The organism is Ensifer sp. 22460, from assembly GCF_052044935.1.
GTDB lineage: Bacteria > Pseudomonadota > Alphaproteobacteria > Rhizobiales > Rhizobiaceae > Ensifer.
Window position 1 is genome coordinate 28261 of sequence record NZ_JBQENZ010000003.1, and the last position, 17065, is coordinate 45325.

The following is a 17065-nucleotide window of genomic DNA, read 5'->3' on the forward strand; positions in this document are numbered from 1 at the left end:
CCATGTCCCCGCTCATCTCGCTCAAGCACGTCAGCAAGACCTATTTCAACGGCGATCTCGCCGTCGAGGTCCTGCACGGCCTCTCGCTCGACATCGAGGCGGGCGAGTTCGTGGCGATCGTCGGCCAGTCCGGCTCCGGCAAATCGACGCTGATGAACATTCTCGGCTGCCTCGACCAGCCGACCGGCGGCGACTATCTGATCGACGGCGAAAGCGTTGCCGACCTCGATACCGATGAGCTGGCGGCACTGCGCCGCCGCACCTTCGGCTTCGTCTTCCAGAGCTACAACCTCATCCCGACGGCGAGCGCCCAGGAGAATGTCGAGGTGCCGGCGGTCTATGCGGGCATGTCGGCGCGCGATCGGCACGACCGCGCCGAGGCGCTGCTTGAAGCGCTGAAGCTCGGCGAGCGGCTCGACCATCGCCCGAACCAGCTCTCCGGCGGCCAGCAGCAGCGCGTCTCCATTGCGCGCGCCCTGATGAACGGCGGCCGGGTGATCCTCGCCGACGAGCCGACCGGCGCGCTCGACAGCCAGAGCGGCTCAGACGTCATGGCGCTCTTGCGCGACATGAACAACCAGGGCCACACGATCATCGTCATCACCCACTCGCGCGAGGTCGCCGAACAGGCCGACCGGCTGATCGAGATCCATGACGGCCGCATCGTCGCCGACCGCGCCAAGAAGAGCCGCAGCAATGCCGAAGGTGCAGCAGCCCTTGCCCACCATGTCAGCGAGGGTTCGGCGGCGATCGCCGATGTCACCGAAGCGGTGAAGATGGCGTTCCGGGCGCTGAAGGCCAATCTCTTCCGCACCATCCTGACGCTGCTCGGCATCGTCATCGGTGTCGGTTCGGTCGTCGCGATGCTGGCGATCGGCACCGGCGCGCAGGATTCGGTGCTGAGCCGCATCTCCTCCATGGGCTCGGACCTGCTCGTGGTACGCCCCAGCATGGCGAACTTCCGCGGCAGCGCGGGGGGAAGCAACGTCACGCTGGTCCCGGCCGATGCCGATGCGATCCTCGAAGTGCCGAACGTCGCCTTCGCCGTGCCCGAGATGACCAGCAGCGTCACGCTTCGCCACGGTAATATCGACTACCAGACGACCGCCAACGGCACCGTGCCCCAGTTCACCACGGCAAAATCCTGGAAAATGGCGAGCGGCGAGTTCATCAACCAGAACGACATGGACATCTATGCGCCGGTCGCGGTCCTTGGCCAGACGGTGGTGAAAACCCTTTTCCCCGATGGCGACAACCCGATCGGCCAATATGTGCTCGTCAACAAGATCCCCTTCCAGGTCATTGGCGTGATGGCGGAAATGGGCGCGACGTCGTTCGGCAACGACCAGGACGACGTTGTGCTGGTGCCGCTGACGACGGGCAGCATCCGCCTCTTCGGCCAGCGCAACATCCGCACCATCACCGTGCAGGTGAAGGACGGCTCGGCGATCGACATCACCCAGCAGACGATCCAGGCGCTGCTCGACCAGCGCCACAAGCGCCAGGACACCCAGATCACCAACATGTCCTCGGTGCGCGAGGCCTTCACCGAGACCTCCAACACGCTGAAGCTGTTCTTAGGTTCCGTCGCCGCGATCTCGCTCTTGGTCGGCGGCATCGGCGTCATGAACATCATGCTCGTCTCGGTCAGCGAGCGCACCCGCGAGATCGGCGTGCGCATGGCGACCGGCGCCCGCCAGCGCGACATCCTGCTGCAGTTCATCATCGAGGCCCTGGTCGTCTCGGCGATCGGCGGCGCGCTCGGCGTGCTGCTCGGGCTCGGCACCGGCGCGCTTGCCGGCCAGTTCGGCATGCCCGTTTCCTTCACCCTCGGACCCGTGGCGCTCGCGTTTACCTGCGCCTTCCTCACCGGCCTCGCCTTCGGCTTCCTGCCCGCCCGCAACGCCTCACGCCTGCAGCCGGCCGTGGCGCTGAGTGCGGATTGAGCGGGGCGGCGCGATGTGGCCCGGCGGCTGATAGACAAAGCGCACCCCAAATCCCAAGATCGCAGAGGCGCAACTTGGGGATGATTCGCGATGTGGAAAGCGTTTGCAGTACTTTACGGGTTGATTCTCATTTTTCTCCTGTCATTGGCTTTTGTCACGTTGCCACCTGAAATAGCACGCCAGCTGTCGTCCGCCGACCGAGCGCTGTTCTATGTAGGTCTGGTCGTGGAATTTGCGGTCACAATAGGGCTGTTTGCCTACGCCTTCGACCTGAAGATCCCGCCCTTTCCGCTGTGGCGGCCGTTCAGTTGGTTTCTCGCTGGCTGGTGCCTCTACACCTCGCTGACCAAGGTTTGGGACCTCGTCTCCCTCATCACCGCACCCCAAGGCGGAGACGAAAGTCTCCTGTCAGGGTTTTTCGGTTTGTTGCTCTTGCTTCTGCTCAACTATTTCGGTTGGCTCGGCGTCTGGCGCTACGGGCAGCGTGTGTCGCAGCAGCCGGCGCGGGCAAGCTAGAAAACGGAACGTTCGGGAACGGCGTGAAGACTGGACAATCCCCTGCGGTCGCAGGCGCGGGGAAGCAGGAGGTCAAGATGGTCAACCTCGTCCTCTACAGCGATCAGCTTTTCCCGGAATGTTCGGCGATTGATCGAAGGCTCGTGGAAATGCTTGAGGCGCTTGGACCGGGACGCCGCATCGCCTATGTAGCATCCGGCCCGGAGCCAGACCGCAGCTTCTTCCTTGCTGCCCGGTCCTATTACGGCCGATACGGCCTCGACCTCGCGCTGTTCTTCGATCTCGACGAGCCGCATTCGGCAGAAGACATCGCAGCACTCTTCGCCTCAGATGCCATTCACCTTTCGGGCGGACATACCGGAGGCTTTCTCGAACGGCTGAAACGAAGCCGCATGCTTGGGCCGCTCCGAAACTGGGCACTCTCCGGCGGCATCCTGATCGGCGTCAGCGCCGGCGCTATTCTCATGGCCCCGACGATCGCGACGGACGCGCTCTTCATTGGCCTGAGGCCCGAGGACATTGCAGACGGCGACGCGCTCGATCTGGTGCCGTTCGCGTTCTTTCCGCATCTCAGCGACGACGACACCCACCTGCCCGCGCTCTTGCGCTACAGCACGCATACGGCACAGCCGATCGTCGCCTGCAACGATGGCGACGGCATCGTCGCCACAGGCAGGCGGGTCGAATGTTTTGGAGATCCCGTGTGGATCGCCGCTGGATCCGTGCAAACGGCGGGCGATATCAGGCTCGACGGATTCTCGATATCCAAGGCGTGACATGGCAGATCCTGAGATCCTCTCACACCGAAGGCAACATCCGATGCGCGAGCACGAGGAGCTGCGGGCCATCGTCCTCAAGAGCCCGCTACTTTCTCCGATCCTCGGAAACTGGGAGAAGATTGCCCTGCCGGCTGGCTGGCTGGTGGCCGGGGCAATCGCACAAACCGTCTGGAACCATGCCTTCGATTTGCCTCCCGCACATGGGATCAGCGACATCGACATCGTCTATTTCGACGGTGACGACCTTTCCGAAGAGGCGGAGGCCGCGCACGCCACCCGGATCGGAAACCTGTTCACTGACTGGTCCGTCCGGATCGATGTCAAGAACGAGGCGCGCGTTCACCTCTGGTATCAGGAGAAGTTCGGCAGCCCCATCAAGCCCTATAGCTCGATGGAAGAGGCCATCGCGACATTCCCGACCACAGCAACCGCCGTCGGCATTCGCCCGTCATCGCGCGGTCTGGACGTATGTGCGCCCTTCGGCCTTGGCGACCTGTTGGCCCCCATCGTGCGGGCCAACAAGAGCCAGATCACGCGCGAGGTATATGAGCGCAAGGTCAATCGATGGAGCGCTCTTTGGCCGTGTCTCCGGATCGAACGCTGGGATGAGAACCCTGATTGAGCCAAGGCTTTCACACATTTGGCCGGCAACCCTCGCCTCGCCGCTTCAAGCGGCGAAATGGTCGCCGATACCTGCAGCGACTACATCGCCCCGCACAGCCTCGGCATGCCGTGTGGGCATTGCGCTTTCTCGCGCCCGCACCGGGGCTGCCTTGCGCCTTCCAAGCTGCGCCTCGGCCTGTGTGATGCCGATGTCGGCAAGGCGCTCCGCGTCCAGTTCGCGCAACTGCTGCAACTGCCAGTACCGCGACTGCGGCGAGGCGACGAGATAAAGGCCGATTTCCCGGAACATGTCGAACACCCATGTTTTGTTTCTCACCATGGGCACAGTCTGCGCCTCGACATTTCATAAAAGAAGCTTATCATTCATATTCGAATCATAAGAGAAACTTTGATATGAGCGCTCTGAACCTCGATTATCTCAAGACCTTCGCGCTGGTGGCCGAACTCGGCAGCTTCTCGGCGGCCGCGGAGCGCCTGGGGCTGACGCAGCCGGCAATCAGCCTGCAGGTGCGGGCGCTGGAAAAGCAGCTTGGCGTGCGCCTGGTCGAGCGCGTCGGCCGCACGGCAAGGCCGAGTGCGGCAGGCGAAGAACTGCTTGCCCATGCCGGCCGCATTGAGGCTGCAACCAGCCAGGCCATCGAAGCGGTGGCGCGCCATGCCAAGGGCGTGCTTGGCCGGGTGCGGCTCGGCACCGGTGCCACCCCTTGCGCCTTCCTGCTGCCGCCGCTGCTCGCCGATCTCAAGCGCCGCTTCCCCGACCTCGACATCACGGTAACGACCGGCAACAGCGCCGACATCGTCCGGGCCGTCGATGAAAACCTGCTCGATATCGGGCTGGTCACCCTGCCCGTCACCGGCCGCATCTTCGATGTCGCGCCGCTCTTCGACGAACGCTTCGTCGCAATCGCGCCTCTGGGAACCGATCTCCCCGAGAGCGTGACCGCAAAAACCCTGGCGAAGTACCCGATGATCCTCTACGAACCGGGCGCCAACACCCGCCGGATCACCGATGAATGGTTGGTGTCGGGCGGCACCGACGTCAAACCGCTGATGTCGTTCGGCAGCGTCGATGCGATCAAGGAAATGGTCGCCGCAGGCCTGGGTGCTGCCCTCGTTCCGGAGATCGCGCTGCGCGCCGGGGATCGCGAACGGCTGGAGGTGCGGCAGGTTACGCCGCCCTTCTCACGCCGCTCCGCCCTCGTGCTTCGCCGCGACAAGCGGCTCGACCGGGCGCTGCGCGAAACGCTGGCCGCCCTAAGGACGTTGGCGGATCTGGACGAAGACTAGCTTCCTTGAGAAGTTTCACTAGGGCCTACCAGCCCCTATCGATGCCACCTCTCGGGGATGGCACCGTTCGAGATCACGCATTGCGTCCAGTTCCTGCAAGAGTTTGAAGCCGACGTAGTCACGGCGCGAGAACTGCCAGCGGTAGTAGCAGTCCCAATAGCTGGTAACTCGGTCACAGGTGAGCTTATAAAACACCGGGTTCGCCCTGATAAATGTCGAGACGACGTCCCCGTCCAGGTCGGGCAGAGCCGCTTGGATATCCCGGACGATTTCAACGACGTATTCGCCGATCAGCGCGATGACGAAGGGAATGGACCAGGGCTGATTGATGCGAAGGACTTCTTGCAGAGCGGCCTGGCGTTGGAAGCCGTCCGTGCTGCGCGTGAGCAAGCAAAGGGCCATCTGCCGCTCGAACAGGCTCAGTCCCGGGAACTCCGGCCTTGCCGATAGATGAACTCGGTTGGGTATGCGCAAGGTCTCGCCGAGAATGTTGACCGAAAACTGGCCGGATACATAGTCGGAATTCAACCTGAGTGCCGAAACAGCATTCACGGACTGACAGCGAAGTGCGATCGGGAAAGCCTCAGGAAACGTCTTTTCCACCATCAATCAATTCCAGCCCTACAAATGCCGCACCTCGGCCGGCATCGAACCCCAGTTGTTGTTGAGCCCATCGCAATAGGTCACGGGGGCTGAGACTAACTCGTCGATATCGACGCCATCGAGGCAGGCGACGTTGATGTTGTAGTAGGTCTCGTCGGTCATGTTCGGCGCGTCGATCCGCTCGAATGGCCTGACGCCGCACTGGCTGCAGAAGAAATGATGGGCGACCGGGTTGCGCCCGCGATAGTCCGTCAACGCCTCTTCGCCGGCGATCAGGCGGAAAGCCTCGGGCTTCACCACCACCGACCAGAGCCGCATCTTCACGCAGATCGTGCAATTGCATTTCCCGGTGCCGGCGCTGATGTCCATGTCCGCCTCGATGCGCACCGCGCCGCAATGGCAGCTCCCCCGATAGGTCCTCAGCATCCCGTTCCTCCCTGCCCCTCTTGTCGGCTCGGACTATGCCACCGGCCCCGCCGATTGAAAATCGTCGCCCGTCAACCGTCTTCCGAATTGAGTGGGCGGAAATCGGGTGGGCGCTCCCCCCTCCCAGCATTAGTCAAGGCGCCTCAACCAAAGAGGAGAAAGTCCATGACCATGCTGCAAGACAAGATCGTTATTGTCACCGGTGCCTCCTCGGGCATCGGCCGCGCAGTCGCCAAGCTCTTCGCCGCCGAGGGTGCGAAGATCGTCGCCAATGCCCGCGGCAAGGCGCAGCTTACGGCTGTTGTCGAGGCGATCCGCGAGGATGGCGGCGAAGCGATCGCCGTCAGCGGCGACGTTACCGACGAAGCCACCCATATCCGGCTGGTGGAGGCGGCGCTGAAACAGTTCGGCGGTCTTGACATCGCCGTCAACAATGCTGGCGTCGTCAACGTCATGAAGCCGGTCGCCGAGATCACCGCTTCGGAATGGCAGCAATCGCTTGCCACCAACCTCACCTCCGCCTTTCTCGGCGCCCGCCACCAGATCCCGGCGATGCTTGCGCGTGATGGCGGATCGCTGGTCTTCACCTCCACCTTCGTCGGCACCAGCGTCGGCATTCCCGGCATGGCCGCCTATGGCGCAGCGAAGGCCGGGCTGATGGGCCTCGTCAAGGGCATCACCGCCGACTATGGCGCAAAGGGCATCCGCGCCAATGCCCTGCTCCCGGGCGGTGTCGATACGCCGGCAGGCGGCAGCAAGGAACAGAAGGAATGGGCCGCCGGCCTGCACGCGATGAAGCGCATCGCCCAGCCGGAAGAAATTGCCCAGGCCGCCCTCTTCCTCTCCGGCCCGATGGCAAGCTTCGTCTCCGGTGCGGCGCTGTTTGCCGATGGCGGCAATGCTGCGGTGAAGTGACGGTCGCCACAGTCTTGTGCGCCGGGGCACGTTGCCCCGGCGCGAACCAAGCGCGCGGCGATACCGAGCGTCCCGATGCGACCCTACCCCAGCGGAATCTCCGTCGTCTCCTTGCCGGTGCGGATCACGAACGCCGTGTAATAGCGCGCAACGTTGCTCTCTTCCTTGAAAAGCCGCTCGGTCAGCGCGTCGAGCTCGTCCATGTCTTTCAGTCGCAGCATCAAGAGCGCATCGGTCTCGCCGCTGACGCTATAGGCCTGGATCACCGCCGGCTCCTTGGCGGCCATGTCGAGGAAGCGGCGGACGAATTGTTCGCCGTGACGCTCGAGCTCCACGGTAATGATCGCCTTCATCGTTCGCCCGGCCTTTGCCGGATTGAGGACAGCGACAATCCGGTCGATGACGCCGGTCTGGTGAAGGCGCCTTATGCGGCGCAGGCAGCTTGACGGCGACAGGCCGACTTCAGCCGCGAGATCGGCATTGGTGCGCGACGCATCCTCCTGCAGCAGCCTCAGAAGCTTGCTGTCGATCTTGTCCATCTCCGTCCCCCTGTTGTAGCCATTTGCAATTTTATTGCACGAAAGTGCATATTTTGACCACAACTGCGAAGGGCCTCGCGCTAGTCCTTGGACAACACATTCAAGGAGACACCGTCATGGCCGTTCACATCATTTTCTACCGCAAGACGCTCGCCACACTCGAAGTCTACCTTGACCTGGTGCGCATCATCGTGCCGGTCACGATCGTTACCCATGTGCTGCAGGAACTCGGCGTGATCCGCGCGGTCGCACCCGCCTTCGAGCCGCTGATGACACTCGTCGGGCTGCCGCCAGAGCTTGCCTTCGCCTGGCTGACCGGCCTGCTTGTCGGCATCTGGGGGGCGGTCGTCGTCTTCGCGCTGGTCCCGGTCTCGGAGCTGACGACTGCCGACATGACCGTCTTTTCGGCATTGATGCTGGTGGCGCATGCCATCCCGATCGAGCAGCGCATCATCCAAAAGGCCGGGCCGAGCTTCCTCGTCACCGGAGCATTCAGGATTGGCGGCGGCCTCGTCTTCGCGGCATTGCTACACCAAGTCTTCGCGGTAACCGGATGGCTCACCACGCCGCTGAATCCCACATGGATACCGGTCAACGAGGGCTCCGGCTGGCTCGCCTTCGGCTTGAGCACGCTGAAGACGCTCGCCACCATGCTCGTGGTGCTGCTCGCCTTGAGTTGGACGATCGAGATTCTGAAGCTCGTCGGCATCCTCGGCTGGCTGAACCGGGGCATGGCGCCACTCTTCCGCCTTGCGGGCATCCAGTCGCAAACGGTGCCCTTCGCCGCCGTCGGCGTGCTCCTCGGTATCTCCTACGGTGGTGCACTGCTGATCCGCGAGGCCCGCGAAGCCAAGGTCGAGCCGCGCCAGGTCTTCCTCGCCTGCGTCTTCATGGGCTTTGGCCACAGCCTGATAGAAGACACATTGGTGGTCGTCGCGCTGGGCGCGGATTTCACCAGCGTGTTCTTCGGGCGTCTCGTCTTTGCCATTGCGGCAACAGCCATCGTCGCCCGGGTCATCGCCTCGGCGCCGGACGCCGTGTTCTTCCGGTCCTTCTTTCGCAAGGACGGTACCGAACCTGCGCTGTCGGAGGCGTAGCGGCCAGCGGCTAAGCTCGGCTTGGTGATGTCAGGCGGGCCGTGTCGATTTTCAGCGCCTCGGCCCATCGGTTCGGCCGCCCCGCTGCATGATCGCGTAGCCGGTCAACGACGTGCTCCGGTTCCCATACCGCGACGCATTCGAGGCCTGTACATTCAGCAAGGGAGGCAGGACGCTCAAAATTCTGATCGGCGAAGGTGGAATGATAGAGAAAGAGGCGGCCGTTGATGATGTCCTGTCTGAAGAAGAAGGGCTCCTGCGCATTTTCTGGCGTCAACGGCTGCGAAGCGATTACAGGCCATACACCCTTGGTCACTGCATACCTGAACACACCAAGCGTAAACACGACGGGCAGCGTAGGAATTTCCTCGATTGCGACGTCTTTTGTGAACACGCCGTCGAAAAAGACAATCAACGGCTCGCTCGCAACCTGCGCATAGGCGTGCTGGCCAGACCCCAGGTCGATGCGCAGGATATCGCCGACCTTGCGCCTGACCCTCTTTGGCTTTGAGCTCGTCACACCATTTATCCCTATTTTGTCAACTTCGGAGATCGCAAGGAGCGCGCACGCCGACGCAACGTATACCGCCAAGGTCATTCCGCAGCCAGGTTCGTAGCCGCTAAGATTCGCCCAAACGCCGCGCGGTAGGCGGCAGGTGTCGTCGAAAGCTGCTGGCGGAAGTGGTGGCGCAGCGTCTGGGTCGAGCCGAAGCCGGAAGCTTCGGCCACCTGCTCCATGCCGAGCGCGGTTTCCTCCAGCAATTGCCGGGCGCGGCTGAGCCTTTCTCCGAGCAGCCAGCGCGCCGGCGTCGTGCCGGTCGCCGCCTCGAAGCGGCGCAAGAACGTGCGCTCGCTCATGCCCGCCGCCTTCGCCAGTACTGCGATCGAGAAATCCTCTCCCAGCCGTTCGCGCATGCGGTCGAGCAAGGGCCCGAGCCGGGCGCTCTCGTGCACATCAGGTACCGCCCGCTCGATGAACTGCGCCTGCCCGCCGTCGCGGTGCGGCGGCACGACCAGGCGGCGGGCCACGCGGTTGGCCGCCTCGCTGCCGAAATCGCGGCGGATCAGATGCAGGCAGAGGTCGATGCCGGCGGCACTGCCGGCAGACGTCAGCACCTGCCCGCTATCGACATAGAGCACATCGGGCACCACCTCGATGTCAGGATAAAACGCCCCAAGCTTGTCGGTATAGCGCCAGTGGGTCGTCGCCCTCCGGCCCGAAAGCAGGCCTGCCGCCGCCAGCACGAAGACGCCGGAACAGATGGAAAGGACGCGCGCGCCGCGCTGATGCGCATCCCGCAGTGCCTGGCAGACTGCCTCCGGCACCGGCTGGTCCGCGCCGCGCCAACCGGGCACGATGATCGTGCCCGCCTCGGCCAGAAGCTCGATGCCGCCATCGGCCACAAAGCGCACGCCGCCGGTTGCCCTCAGCTCGCCGGGATCGACCGAGGCGACGGCGAAGCGATACCAGTCCTCGCCCATTTCCGGCCGTGGCAGGCCGAACATCTCGACGGCGACGCCGAACTCGAAGGTGCACAGCCCGTCATAGGCGAGCGCCACGACGAGCGGATTTTGGAGCGATCGGGTAGCGGAAAACGACTTTGGCATGATCTTGAGCATATATGGCAATGTTGCCAACTGCCAGCCCTCATCGGGCGCTGCTACATATCTCTTCGTCAACACGCACCGAGCCAAGGAGAGCCCCGATGAGCTACGTCACCGAAACCCCCGCTGCTTCCCCCAAGATTGCCATTGCCCATTTCGCCGGGCGCCTCAGCGTCGAAACCGATTGCGCCGACGTCGCCCATGCGCTGAAGAGCGGCGAGCAGGATTTCGTGCTCTTGCATGTGGTCGGCTCGGACGCTGCCTATGCCCGCCGCCACGTGCCGGGCGCGATCCACCTGCCCCACCGCGAGATCAGTGCCGAGCGCATGGCCGAGTGGCCTGAAGATACCATCTTCGTCGCCTACTGCGCCGGCCCGCATTGCAACGGCGCCGATCAGGCGGCCCTCAAGCTCGCCCGCCTCGGCCGCCCCGTGAAGATCATGATCGGCGGCATCACCGGCTGGGAAGACGAAGGCTTCGCCTTCGCCACCGGCGCAGCACCGGGTGAAGCGCAGGCCCTGCTCGCCGCTTGAGCGCCGGTCAGCGCGCACCACTGCGGCGTGCGCCTTGTTCAAGATCGCTACGGCACTTCGAACCGCTGGATAATTGTCCCTAAATGGGTTGCTATCCAAAGAATCTGCAGCAAGGCCGGCGTCCCCGCCGGACTTCAGTAACCCACACCTAACGGGTACCCCCCTTGCACGAGATGTCGAGATGAACGCATCACCCCTCACCGTCCGCCCCTTCGAACGCCACGACGTGACTGATGTGCTGGAGCTGATGCGCGGCCTTGCAATCTTCGAAGGTTACATCGACAAATTTTTCGTGACCGAAGCGGATCTCATCGAACACGGGCTTGGCGATAACCCGCGCTTCGGCGTGCTCGTCGCGGATCTCGGCGGTCGTGCAGTCGGCATCGCCGTACACTATGTCATCCCGTGGACCTACGATCTGAAGCCGACGCTGGTGCTGAAGGAACTTTTCGTTGATGAAACAGCACGTTCCTCGGGCGCAGGCGCCGCATTGATCGCAGCTTTGAAGCGCCACGCCGCCAGGATCCGCGCGCCGCGCATCAACTGGACCGTGCTTGCGACCAACGACGCCGCCAAGCGTTTTTACCGACGCGAAGGCGGCAGCCACGATGCGATCTGGGAACCCTGGACGATGCCGGTGGAGATCACCGCGGATGGCGGCGAAAGCTAGCGATCAGCCTGGCCATGGGCCGCAAAAATGACGTCTAACCCCGGCAAAGCCTTTCTAATCCGCTTGGGCAGGCCGCCGCGCGGCCCTGCCTAGCTCGAATTGACTACTCAAATGCCACATAAATTTGATTGATTTCAGACCCCGCTTTTGTCACACTGCACCTGTAATTGCACACCGCAAACATACAATCCCCGGAAGAGTAGTATGGTTGCGTTTTTATTGCCGTGCAGTTGCTTTATTTGTTTTTATTGCGCGCCTGAGCCTCCGTTCCCCGCGGAGGCTCAGTTCATTTGAGGAACAGGCAAAGAGAAAGGGCCCCGACCAGTTCCGGTCGGGGCCCTTATATTGACTGCCGCAGGGGCACTGCAGAGGCTACACCGCCCCCTCAATGCCCGCCGAGCACCAGCGTCTGCACCGGCAGCATCAGGGCCTGCATGCGCAGGATCATCGCATGGACGAGGCCCACGGCGTCGACCACGTGCAGATAGGCCCAGCGGGCGGTGCTGATATCGGGCGACTCGAGCTCGTCATGGCTGTTGGTATAGGCATTGGCGATGCAGCTGCTGCCGGGCGGAATGTCCTCGAGCACGCCGGGATAGAGCGGCTCCATGACCACGGTGAGCGTGCCGGGCTGCGAGATCTGGGCGACGTCGATCAGCTGGTCGCTCGCCCTCACCTGGCCGGAGGCGATCACGTCCTGCACGTCGGTGACGACCAAGGGAATGATGGTGAAGGGCTTGCCGATGCAGGTGGCCTCGCCGATCATGCCGACCTTCATCACCTGCGCCTCGATCTGCCCGAAGCCAGCGACCAGCTGCGCCCGGCCGGCATCTTCAGGGACGAGAACGCCCGCTGGCCGCAGAAGCGGATTGACGACCTCGCCGACCCGGAGTGCGAACTGCTGCACCCGGCCGGACACGCCGGCGCGCACGGTGGTCTTGCTAATATCGACCTCCGCCTCCTTCAGGGCCGCTTCGGCGCTCGCCTTTTGCGAAGGCAGCAGTGAAACGAGCTTGGTCTCCAGTGTCTGCTTGTTGGAAAGGACAGCGGTGAGTGCGCCCTTGCGCCCTTCGAGGTTGACCTGCCGACGCTCGATCTCGCGCCGTGCGACGACGTTGGGGTTCAGCTTGTTGAGTTCGACCTGGGTGTCGTACTCGTCCTGAGCCTGTTGCACGGCCGCCTGGGCTTCCACGATCGCGCCATCGGCGGCGACCAGCTCGGTGCGAGCGACGGCGAGCTCCGCTTCCACTTCGGCGATCTGGCGGCGGGCAACCTCGGCGGCGGCTTCCTGTTCGGAGCTGTCGAGCTTGAACAACGGCTGGCCGGCCTTCACCTTCTCGAAGCGCGTCGCATAGATTTCCGAAACGCGCCCGCCGGCTTCCGGCAGGATGGCGACCGTGCGGAACGCCGCGGTGACATTCTTCGTCGACGGGTGGAAGTAGAAGATCAGCGTGATCAGCGAGATCGTCAGGATGATGCAGGCGGTGATGCCCCAGCGCAGTTCGAACCACACCGAATAGATGGTGATCTCCCGCCCGAACCTTTTGCCCTGGACATAGCGGCGGAAGAGATAGTCAGGAAGGATCGTCAGCATCGAGCAAAGCATGAATTCGAACATGGCTCAGGCCTTCCCTTCCATCGACGGCTGATCTGCAGGTGCGGCCGGATGGCTCGCCACCGGCTCGAGCTCGGGCGGCACCGGTTCAGTTGATGCATCCACCTTGCCGGCGATCCTCTCCAGAGAGCGGGAGATCGACGAGAGCGGCGACGAAAAATCCGGCAGGTCGATCAGCGCCAGGATCAGCGCCGCGATCCAGAAGATGTTGTTGTGCGTGAGCAGCGAGATCAGCCCCAGCACCGCCACCAGCTCGTATTGCACCTTGTGGCTCTTGTGCGCCATGGTTTCGGGCAGCGAATGCAGCCTGAGATAGAAGGTGCCGAGGGCGAAGATCGCCAGGATCATGAAGACGACGACGACGTTGAACAGGACGTCGCTTTGTCCCGGCGCCGTGATGAATGCCGGCAAATGATGGATTGCAGTGGGATGGATGGCCTCGGACATTACGCCTCCACAAAACGGACTGGACCAAGAGAATCGTACATTAACACACCCCCAAAAAACACAAGTAAAACCTTGCACCTCAGCCGCAACTTGACCTTGCGGCGCTCGGCGCCCTATCAGATCAACGCGCTAGCACTTTGAAATGCCGGAGGTTTCGAGCAGGATCCTTGCCGGCATGCTGTTCCCAAGGTAACGGCAAACGATGCCCGCTCGCCCTATCGCGCGCGGCAGACGACCGCGCTCTTGCCCATTGCCCCGAAGGAGACCGATATGGCCCAGAACATTTACGACAAGCCGGAATTCTTCGAAGGCTACAGCCAGCTCGGACGCTCGGTGCATGGCCTTGCGGGCGCTGCCGAATGGCCGGCGATTCGCGCCCAATTGCCGGATCTGTCGGGAAAACGCGTCGTCGATCTCGGTTGCGGCTTCGGCTGGTTCTCGCGTTATGCCCGCGAGGCTGGTGCGGCCCAGGTGCTCGGCCTCGATCTCTCGGAAAAAATGATCGCCCGCGCCAGGGCCGATACGTCCGATCCGGAGATCGACTACCGGATCGCCGATCTCGATCAGCTCGAATTGCCCGAAGAGAGCTTCGACTTCGCCTATAGCTCGCTCGCCTTCCACTATGTCGAGGATTTCGGCCGGCTGGTCGCCACCATCCACCGGGCGCTGGTTCCCGGCGCGCATTTCGTCTTCACCATCGAGCACCCGATCTATATGGCGTCGCTCAATCCCGGCTGGCGGCATGAGAACGGCGAGCGCACCTGGCCGGTCGATCACTATTCGGCCGAGGGACCGCGCACCACAGACTGGCTGGCGAAGGGCGTCATCAAGCACCACCGCACGACAGGCACGACGCTCAACACGCTGATATCAACGGGCTTTGCCATCCGCCACGTAGAGGAGTGGCGGCCGACGGAGGCGCAGATCGCGGAGATCCCCGCCCTGGCCGAAGAAGTCGATCGCCCGATGATCCTGATCGTGAAAGTGCAGAAGTAGGTAGCCACTTTGGTCCACCCTCGCGTCACGAGCCTGAGAGGAATGTTTCCATCGCCGCGCTGCGGCACGCATGGGTGACCCCGATCACGGCCGCTTCGCGACCGGAAACATTCGCTTTGTCCCAATAGGCCTGTCCGGATTTGGCGCTCGGCCTGGACGTCGTCTCCAACATCTCAGGGAGTGTTTTGTTCACGCACCCCAGGATGAGCGCACGTACCGCCTGAATGCCGCATTCAGCGCCGTGTGCGTTCAGGCGGCTTTGGGGCATTTCCTTCAGCTGTTGATCCACACCTCTCAGCAGGAAGGCGGTTTCGTCACGCGGGAACGCATTCGCCGAGAGCACCTTTTGCAGCCGGGCCCGTTCCGCCGTGTAGCTGATCTTGGGGCAGGACGGCGCGGCTTCGGCAGTCGGTGCACTGAAACCGGCAAGCATGAAGGCCATGGCATAAAGGCAGCCCAAGCGCTGATGTCTCGTCATCTGGATCCCCGACTCCCTGAAATGAGACGGGAACATAGAGATCAGAGCACCATCCAGAAAGTGCAATTCTGCAGCACTGCACGCCTTTGCCGACGCGCAGCGCTGTCGCTCTTTCGGAGTTGCCGCATATTTGCCCTCCGGTCGGCTGGAAACATGCGGCAAAGAACCCCTCAGCCCTTCTCCTTCAGCGTCTCCTTCTGGGTGATCAGGCGGGCGCTGTGCTGGCCGCTGAGATAGGTCCAGAACCAGCTCCAGGCGACCGCGAAGCGGCTGCGCGTGCCGATCAGGAAGTAGATGTGGGCGATGCCCCAGATCCACCAGGCAAGCGCGCCCTTCAGCTTGAACCGGCCGAAATCGATGATCGCGGCGCGGCGGCCGATGGTGGCGAGGCTGCCCTGGTGACGGTAGCGGAAATCGGCGGGCGGATTGTCGCCTGCAAGCCGCGCGCGGATGACATCGGCCACATAGGCGCCCTGCTGCTTGGCGGCGGGCGCAATGCCCGGCACCGGCTTGCCGCCGTCATAGGTAACCGAAGCCGTGTCGCCGATGACGAAGACATCGGGATGATCGGGTGCAGTCAGATCGGCGCCGACAATCGCCCGACCGGCGCGGTCAGCAGTGATATCAAGCCAGCGGGCAGCGGGTGACGCCTGGACGCCCGCAGCCCAGACGAGCGTGCGGCTGGCGACGAATTCCTCGCCGATCATCACGCCCTCTTCGGTGCATGATGTCACCGGCGTGCCGGTGCGAACCTCGACGCCGAGGCGCTCCAGTTCCTTGACCGCATAGGCCGAGAGATCCTCGCTGAACGCAGCGAGAATGCGCGGACCCGCCTCGACCAGGAGCACGCGCGTTTGCCGCGTATCGATGCGGCGAAATTCGTCTGGAAGCGTGCGATGCGCCATCTCGGCGATGATGCCGGCAAGCTCGACGCCCGTCGGGCCGGCACCGATGACGGTGAAGGTCAGGAGCGCTGCGCGGGCATCCGGATCCTCTTCCAGCTCGGCGCGCTCGAAGGCGAGCAGCACGCGGCGGCGGATCGTCGTCGCGTCCTCCAGCGTCTTCAGGCCGGGGGCGAAGGGCTCCCATTCGTCATGGCCGAAATAGGCATGCGTCGCCCCGGTCGCCAACACCAGCGTATCGTAGCCGATGCGCTTGCCGTCCCTGAGAACGACCGCCTTTTCGGCCGCGTCCACATCCGTCACCTCGCCGAGCAGCGTCGTCACCTCCGGCCGGTCGCGCCAAAGGCTGCGGATCGGCCAGGCGATTTCCGAGGTGGCGATCAGCGTCGTTGCCACCTGATAGAGCAAGGGCTGGAAAAGATGGTGGTTACGCCGGTCGATGAGGGTGATGCGAACCGGCGCGCCGGCGAGCCCTTTGACGAGCTGCAATCCGCCGAACCCGCCGCCAACGACGACCACATGATGCCTGTCCTGCATGTTTGCTTCCAGCTGGCTCCCAGCCGGCCTTCTATTGGACATGCCACAAGATTGGGGTTGTGGTCAGCAAGGACAAGCGCAGCCACCTCATGTCACCCTTGCAAAAAGTCAAGAACGGCCGGCGATCAAGGCCTTGTCGCGAAGGTGATCTCGTCGGCCGCGTCCACCAGCACGATCTCGTCACCGAGCGACCATTCGGCCGCGCGCGCGGCCAGACGCGCCGGCACCATCGGCGAGCGGCCGGGACCGGGCGGCACGTCATAGGTGGCATGGGCGTCGTTGGCGAGGATCACGGTGAAGCCCTTGGCGATCGCCGTGCGGGCCGTCGCCGCCAGGCACATTTCCGAGAGCATGCCGCAAATCGCAAGCGTTTCGATGCCACGCGCCCGCAACAAATCCTCGAGGTCGGTTCCATCGAAACCGTCGTCCTTCCGTTTGCGCACCACCACCTCATCCGCCTCCGCCGAAAAGAAGAGCCGCCAGCCGTCGGTCTCCGGCTCGTCGGAGGCACCCTCGGGTCCATCATTCTGCAGGAAGATCACCGGCACGC

The 17065-nt window shown here is 63.3% G+C and carries 21 protein-coding genes; 10 read left to right on the plus strand and 11 right to left on the minus strand.

Translation table 11 applies throughout. The features are described 5' to 3' along the window. Positions 1–2 precede the first annotated feature (2 nt). The 4 genes from ACTJKM_RS04395 (at position 3) to ACTJKM_RS04410 (ending at position 3863) form a co-directional block, all read left to right on the plus strand. Complete coding sequence (locus ACTJKM_RS04395; protein WP_058326694.1) at positions 3–1946, plus strand: MacB family efflux pump subunit; 1944 nt, start codon at positions 3–5, stop codon at positions 1944–1946. A gap of 90 nt (positions 1947–2036) precedes the next feature. After that, positions 2037–2462: a hypothetical protein gene (locus tag ACTJKM_RS04400; protein WP_058326695.1), complete on the plus strand. Its 426-nt coding sequence runs from the start codon at positions 2037–2039 to the stop codon at positions 2460–2462. A gap of 77 nt (positions 2463–2539) precedes the next feature. After that, complete coding sequence (locus tag ACTJKM_RS04405) at positions 2540–3238, plus strand: Type 1 glutamine amidotransferase-like domain-containing protein (protein ID WP_058326696.1); 699 nt, start codon at positions 2540–2542, stop codon at positions 3236–3238. Positions 3239–3281: 43 nt separating this feature from the next. Continuing rightward, positions 3282–3863 (plus strand): nucleotidyltransferase family protein, encoded by a 582-nt coding sequence (locus tag ACTJKM_RS04410; RefSeq protein ID WP_058326697.1) that lies wholly within the window; start codon positions 3282–3284, stop codon positions 3861–3863. A gap of 45 nt (positions 3864–3908) precedes the next feature. Here ACTJKM_RS04410 and ACTJKM_RS04415 read toward each other — a convergent pair whose 3' ends face one another. Next, positions 3909–4184: a DUF1127 domain-containing protein gene (locus tag ACTJKM_RS04415; protein WP_156436830.1), complete on the minus strand. Its 276-nt coding sequence runs from the start codon at positions 4182–4184 to the stop codon at positions 3909–3911. A gap of 74 nt (positions 4185–4258) precedes the next feature. Here ACTJKM_RS04415 and ACTJKM_RS04420 point away from each other — a divergent pair, with 74 nt between their 5' ends. Beyond that, positions 4259–5152, plus strand: a complete 894-nt coding sequence (locus tag ACTJKM_RS04420; RefSeq protein ID WP_440636490.1) for a LysR family transcriptional regulator — start codon at positions 4259–4261, stop codon at positions 5150–5152. A gap of 18 nt (positions 5153–5170) precedes the next feature. On the opposite strand, the gene ACTJKM_RS04425 is transcribed toward ACTJKM_RS04420, so the two are convergent. Both ACTJKM_RS04425 and ACTJKM_RS04430 read right to left on the minus strand, forming a co-directional pair. Continuing rightward, positions 5171–5758 (minus strand): hypothetical protein, encoded by a 588-nt coding sequence (locus ACTJKM_RS04425; protein ID WP_058326699.1) that lies wholly within the window; start codon positions 5756–5758, stop codon positions 5171–5173. A gap of 15 nt (positions 5759–5773) precedes the next feature. Beyond that, positions 5774–6181 (minus strand): GFA family protein, encoded by a 408-nt coding sequence (locus tag ACTJKM_RS04430; protein WP_057253691.1) that lies wholly within the window; start codon positions 6179–6181, stop codon positions 5774–5776. Positions 6182–6346: 165 nt separating this feature from the next. Between ACTJKM_RS04430 and ACTJKM_RS04435 the strand changes: the two genes are divergently transcribed. Then, a complete protein-coding gene (locus ACTJKM_RS04435) occupies positions 6347–7096 on the plus strand; it encodes an SDR family oxidoreductase (RefSeq protein WP_057253689.1) in 750 nt (249 codons plus the stop codon). Between the two features lie 83 nt (positions 7097–7179). On the opposite strand, the gene ACTJKM_RS04440 is transcribed toward ACTJKM_RS04435, so the two are convergent. After that, entirely contained in the window at positions 7180–7635 is a 456-nt protein-coding gene (locus ACTJKM_RS04440) for an Lrp/AsnC family transcriptional regulator (RefSeq protein WP_058322360.1), read from the minus strand. Between the two features lie 116 nt (positions 7636–7751). On the opposite strand from ACTJKM_RS04440, the gene ACTJKM_RS04445 reads away from it, so the two are divergent. Beyond that, complete coding sequence (locus ACTJKM_RS04445; RefSeq protein ID WP_440659927.1) at positions 7752–8732, plus strand: nucleoside recognition domain-containing protein; 981 nt, start codon at positions 7752–7754, stop codon at positions 8730–8732. A gap of 10 nt (positions 8733–8742) precedes the next feature. Here the strand turns inward: ACTJKM_RS04445 and ACTJKM_RS04450 are convergent, their stop codons facing one another. Continuing rightward, a complete protein-coding gene (locus tag ACTJKM_RS04450) occupies positions 8743–9324 on the minus strand; it encodes an immunity 26/phosphotriesterase HocA family protein (RefSeq protein ID WP_440636488.1) in 582 nt (193 codons plus the stop codon). A gap of 2 nt (positions 9325–9326) precedes the next feature. Then, a complete protein-coding gene (ftrA, locus tag ACTJKM_RS04455; RefSeq protein ID WP_440660028.1) occupies positions 9327–10352 on the minus strand; it encodes a transcriptional regulator FtrA in 1026 nt (341 codons plus the stop codon). Between the two features lie 86 nt (positions 10353–10438). On the opposite strand from ftrA, the gene ACTJKM_RS04460 reads away from it, so the two are divergent. Both ACTJKM_RS04460 and ACTJKM_RS04465 read left to right on the plus strand, forming a co-directional pair. After that, positions 10439–10870 carry a rhodanese-like domain-containing protein gene (locus ACTJKM_RS04460; RefSeq protein WP_440659928.1) on the plus strand — a complete coding sequence of 144 codons (432 nt, stop codon included), beginning with the start codon at positions 10439–10441 and terminating at the stop codon, positions 10868–10870. A 181-nt stretch (positions 10871–11051) separates the two neighbouring features. Continuing rightward, positions 11052–11540 (plus strand): N-acetyltransferase family protein, encoded by a 489-nt coding sequence (locus tag ACTJKM_RS04465; RefSeq protein ID WP_440659929.1) that lies wholly within the window; start codon positions 11052–11054, stop codon positions 11538–11540. Between the two features lie 385 nt (positions 11541–11925). Here the strand turns inward: ACTJKM_RS04465 and ACTJKM_RS04470 are convergent, their stop codons facing one another. Both ACTJKM_RS04470 and ACTJKM_RS04475 read right to left on the minus strand, forming a co-directional pair. Next, positions 11926–13158 (minus strand): HlyD family secretion protein, encoded by a 1233-nt coding sequence (locus tag ACTJKM_RS04470; RefSeq protein ID WP_057253677.1) that lies wholly within the window; start codon positions 13156–13158, stop codon positions 11926–11928. Positions 13159–13161: 3 nt separating this feature from the next. After that, entirely contained in the window at positions 13162–13602 is a 441-nt protein-coding gene (locus ACTJKM_RS04475; protein WP_199536405.1) for a hypothetical protein, read from the minus strand. Positions 13603–13872: 270 nt separating this feature from the next. Between ACTJKM_RS04475 and ACTJKM_RS04480 the strand changes: the two genes are divergently transcribed. Beyond that, on the plus strand, positions 13873–14598 hold the full coding sequence (locus tag ACTJKM_RS04480; protein WP_440659930.1) for a class I SAM-dependent methyltransferase: 726 nt from the start codon (positions 13873–13875) through the stop codon (positions 14596–14598). 25 nt (positions 14599–14623) lie between these two features. Here ACTJKM_RS04480 and ACTJKM_RS04485 read toward each other — a convergent pair whose 3' ends face one another. From ACTJKM_RS04485 to ACTJKM_RS04495, 3 genes are all read right to left on the minus strand, one after another. Next, positions 14624–15238, minus strand: coding sequence for a hypothetical protein (locus ACTJKM_RS04485; protein ID WP_440659931.1), 615 nt, complete (start codon positions 15236–15238; stop codon positions 14624–14626). A gap of 8 nt (positions 15239–15246) precedes the next feature. Then, a complete protein-coding gene (locus tag ACTJKM_RS04490; RefSeq protein WP_058321307.1) occupies positions 15247–16515 on the minus strand; it encodes an NAD(P)/FAD-dependent oxidoreductase in 1269 nt (422 codons plus the stop codon). Between the two features lie 125 nt (positions 16516–16640). Next, a complete protein-coding gene (locus ACTJKM_RS04495) occupies positions 16641–17057 on the minus strand; it encodes an isochorismatase family protein (protein WP_440659932.1) in 417 nt (138 codons plus the stop codon). Positions 17058–17065 lie beyond the last annotated feature (8 nt).

Bases quoted from the DNA above. Each gene is read 5' to 3' on its own strand.
- ACTJKM_RS04395 (WP_058326694.1), top strand. From the start codon at position 3: ATGTCCCCGCTCATCTCGCTCAAGCACGTCAGCAAGACCTATTTCAAC.
- ACTJKM_RS04400 (WP_058326695.1), top strand. From the start codon at position 2,037: ATGTGGAAAGCGTTTGCAGTACTTTACGGGTTGATTCTCATTTTTCTC.
- ACTJKM_RS04405 (WP_058326696.1), top strand. From the start codon at position 2,540: ATGGTCAACCTCGTCCTCTACAGCGATCAGCTTTTCCCGGAATGTTCG.
- ACTJKM_RS04410 (WP_058326697.1), top strand. From the start codon at position 3,282: ATGCGCGAGCACGAGGAGCTGCGGGCCATCGTCCTCAAGAGCCCGCTA.
- ACTJKM_RS04415 (WP_156436830.1), bottom strand. From the start codon at position 4,184: ATGGTGAGAAACAAAACATGGGTGTTCGACATGTTCCGGGAAATCGGC.
- ACTJKM_RS04420 (WP_440636490.1), top strand. From the start codon at position 4,259: ATGAGCGCTCTGAACCTCGATTATCTCAAGACCTTCGCGCTGGTGGCC.
- ACTJKM_RS04425 (WP_058326699.1), bottom strand. From the start codon at position 5,758: ATGGTGGAAAAGACGTTTCCTGAGGCTTTCCCGATCGCACTTCGCTGT.
- ACTJKM_RS04430 (WP_057253691.1), bottom strand. From the start codon at position 6,181: ATGCTGAGGACCTATCGGGGGAGCTGCCATTGCGGCGCGGTGCGCATC.
- ACTJKM_RS04435 (WP_057253689.1), top strand. From the start codon at position 6,347: ATGACCATGCTGCAAGACAAGATCGTTATTGTCACCGGTGCCTCCTCG.
- ACTJKM_RS04440 (WP_058322360.1), bottom strand. From the start codon at position 7,635: ATGGACAAGATCGACAGCAAGCTTCTGAGGCTGCTGCAGGAGGATGCG.
- ACTJKM_RS04445 (WP_440659927.1), top strand. From the start codon at position 7,752: ATGGCCGTTCACATCATTTTCTACCGCAAGACGCTCGCCACACTCGAA.
- ftrA (WP_440660028.1), bottom strand. From the start codon at position 10,352: ATGCTCAAGATCATGCCAAAGTCGTTTTCCGCTACCCGATCGCTCCAA.
- ACTJKM_RS04460 (WP_440659928.1), top strand. From the start codon at position 10,439: ATGAGCTACGTCACCGAAACCCCCGCTGCTTCCCCCAAGATTGCCATT.
- ACTJKM_RS04465 (WP_440659929.1), top strand. From the start codon at position 11,052: ATGAACGCATCACCCCTCACCGTCCGCCCCTTCGAACGCCACGACGTG.
- ACTJKM_RS04470 (WP_057253677.1), bottom strand. From the start codon at position 13,158: ATGTTCGAATTCATGCTTTGCTCGATGCTGACGATCCTTCCTGACTAT.
- ACTJKM_RS04475 (WP_199536405.1), bottom strand. From the start codon at position 13,602: ATGTCCGAGGCCATCCATCCCACTGCAATCCATCATTTGCCGGCATTC.
- ACTJKM_RS04480 (WP_440659930.1), top strand. From the start codon at position 13,873: ATGGCCCAGAACATTTACGACAAGCCGGAATTCTTCGAAGGCTACAGC.
- ACTJKM_RS04490 (WP_058321307.1), bottom strand. From the start codon at position 16,515: ATGCAGGACAGGCATCATGTGGTCGTCGTTGGCGGCGGGTTCGGCGGA.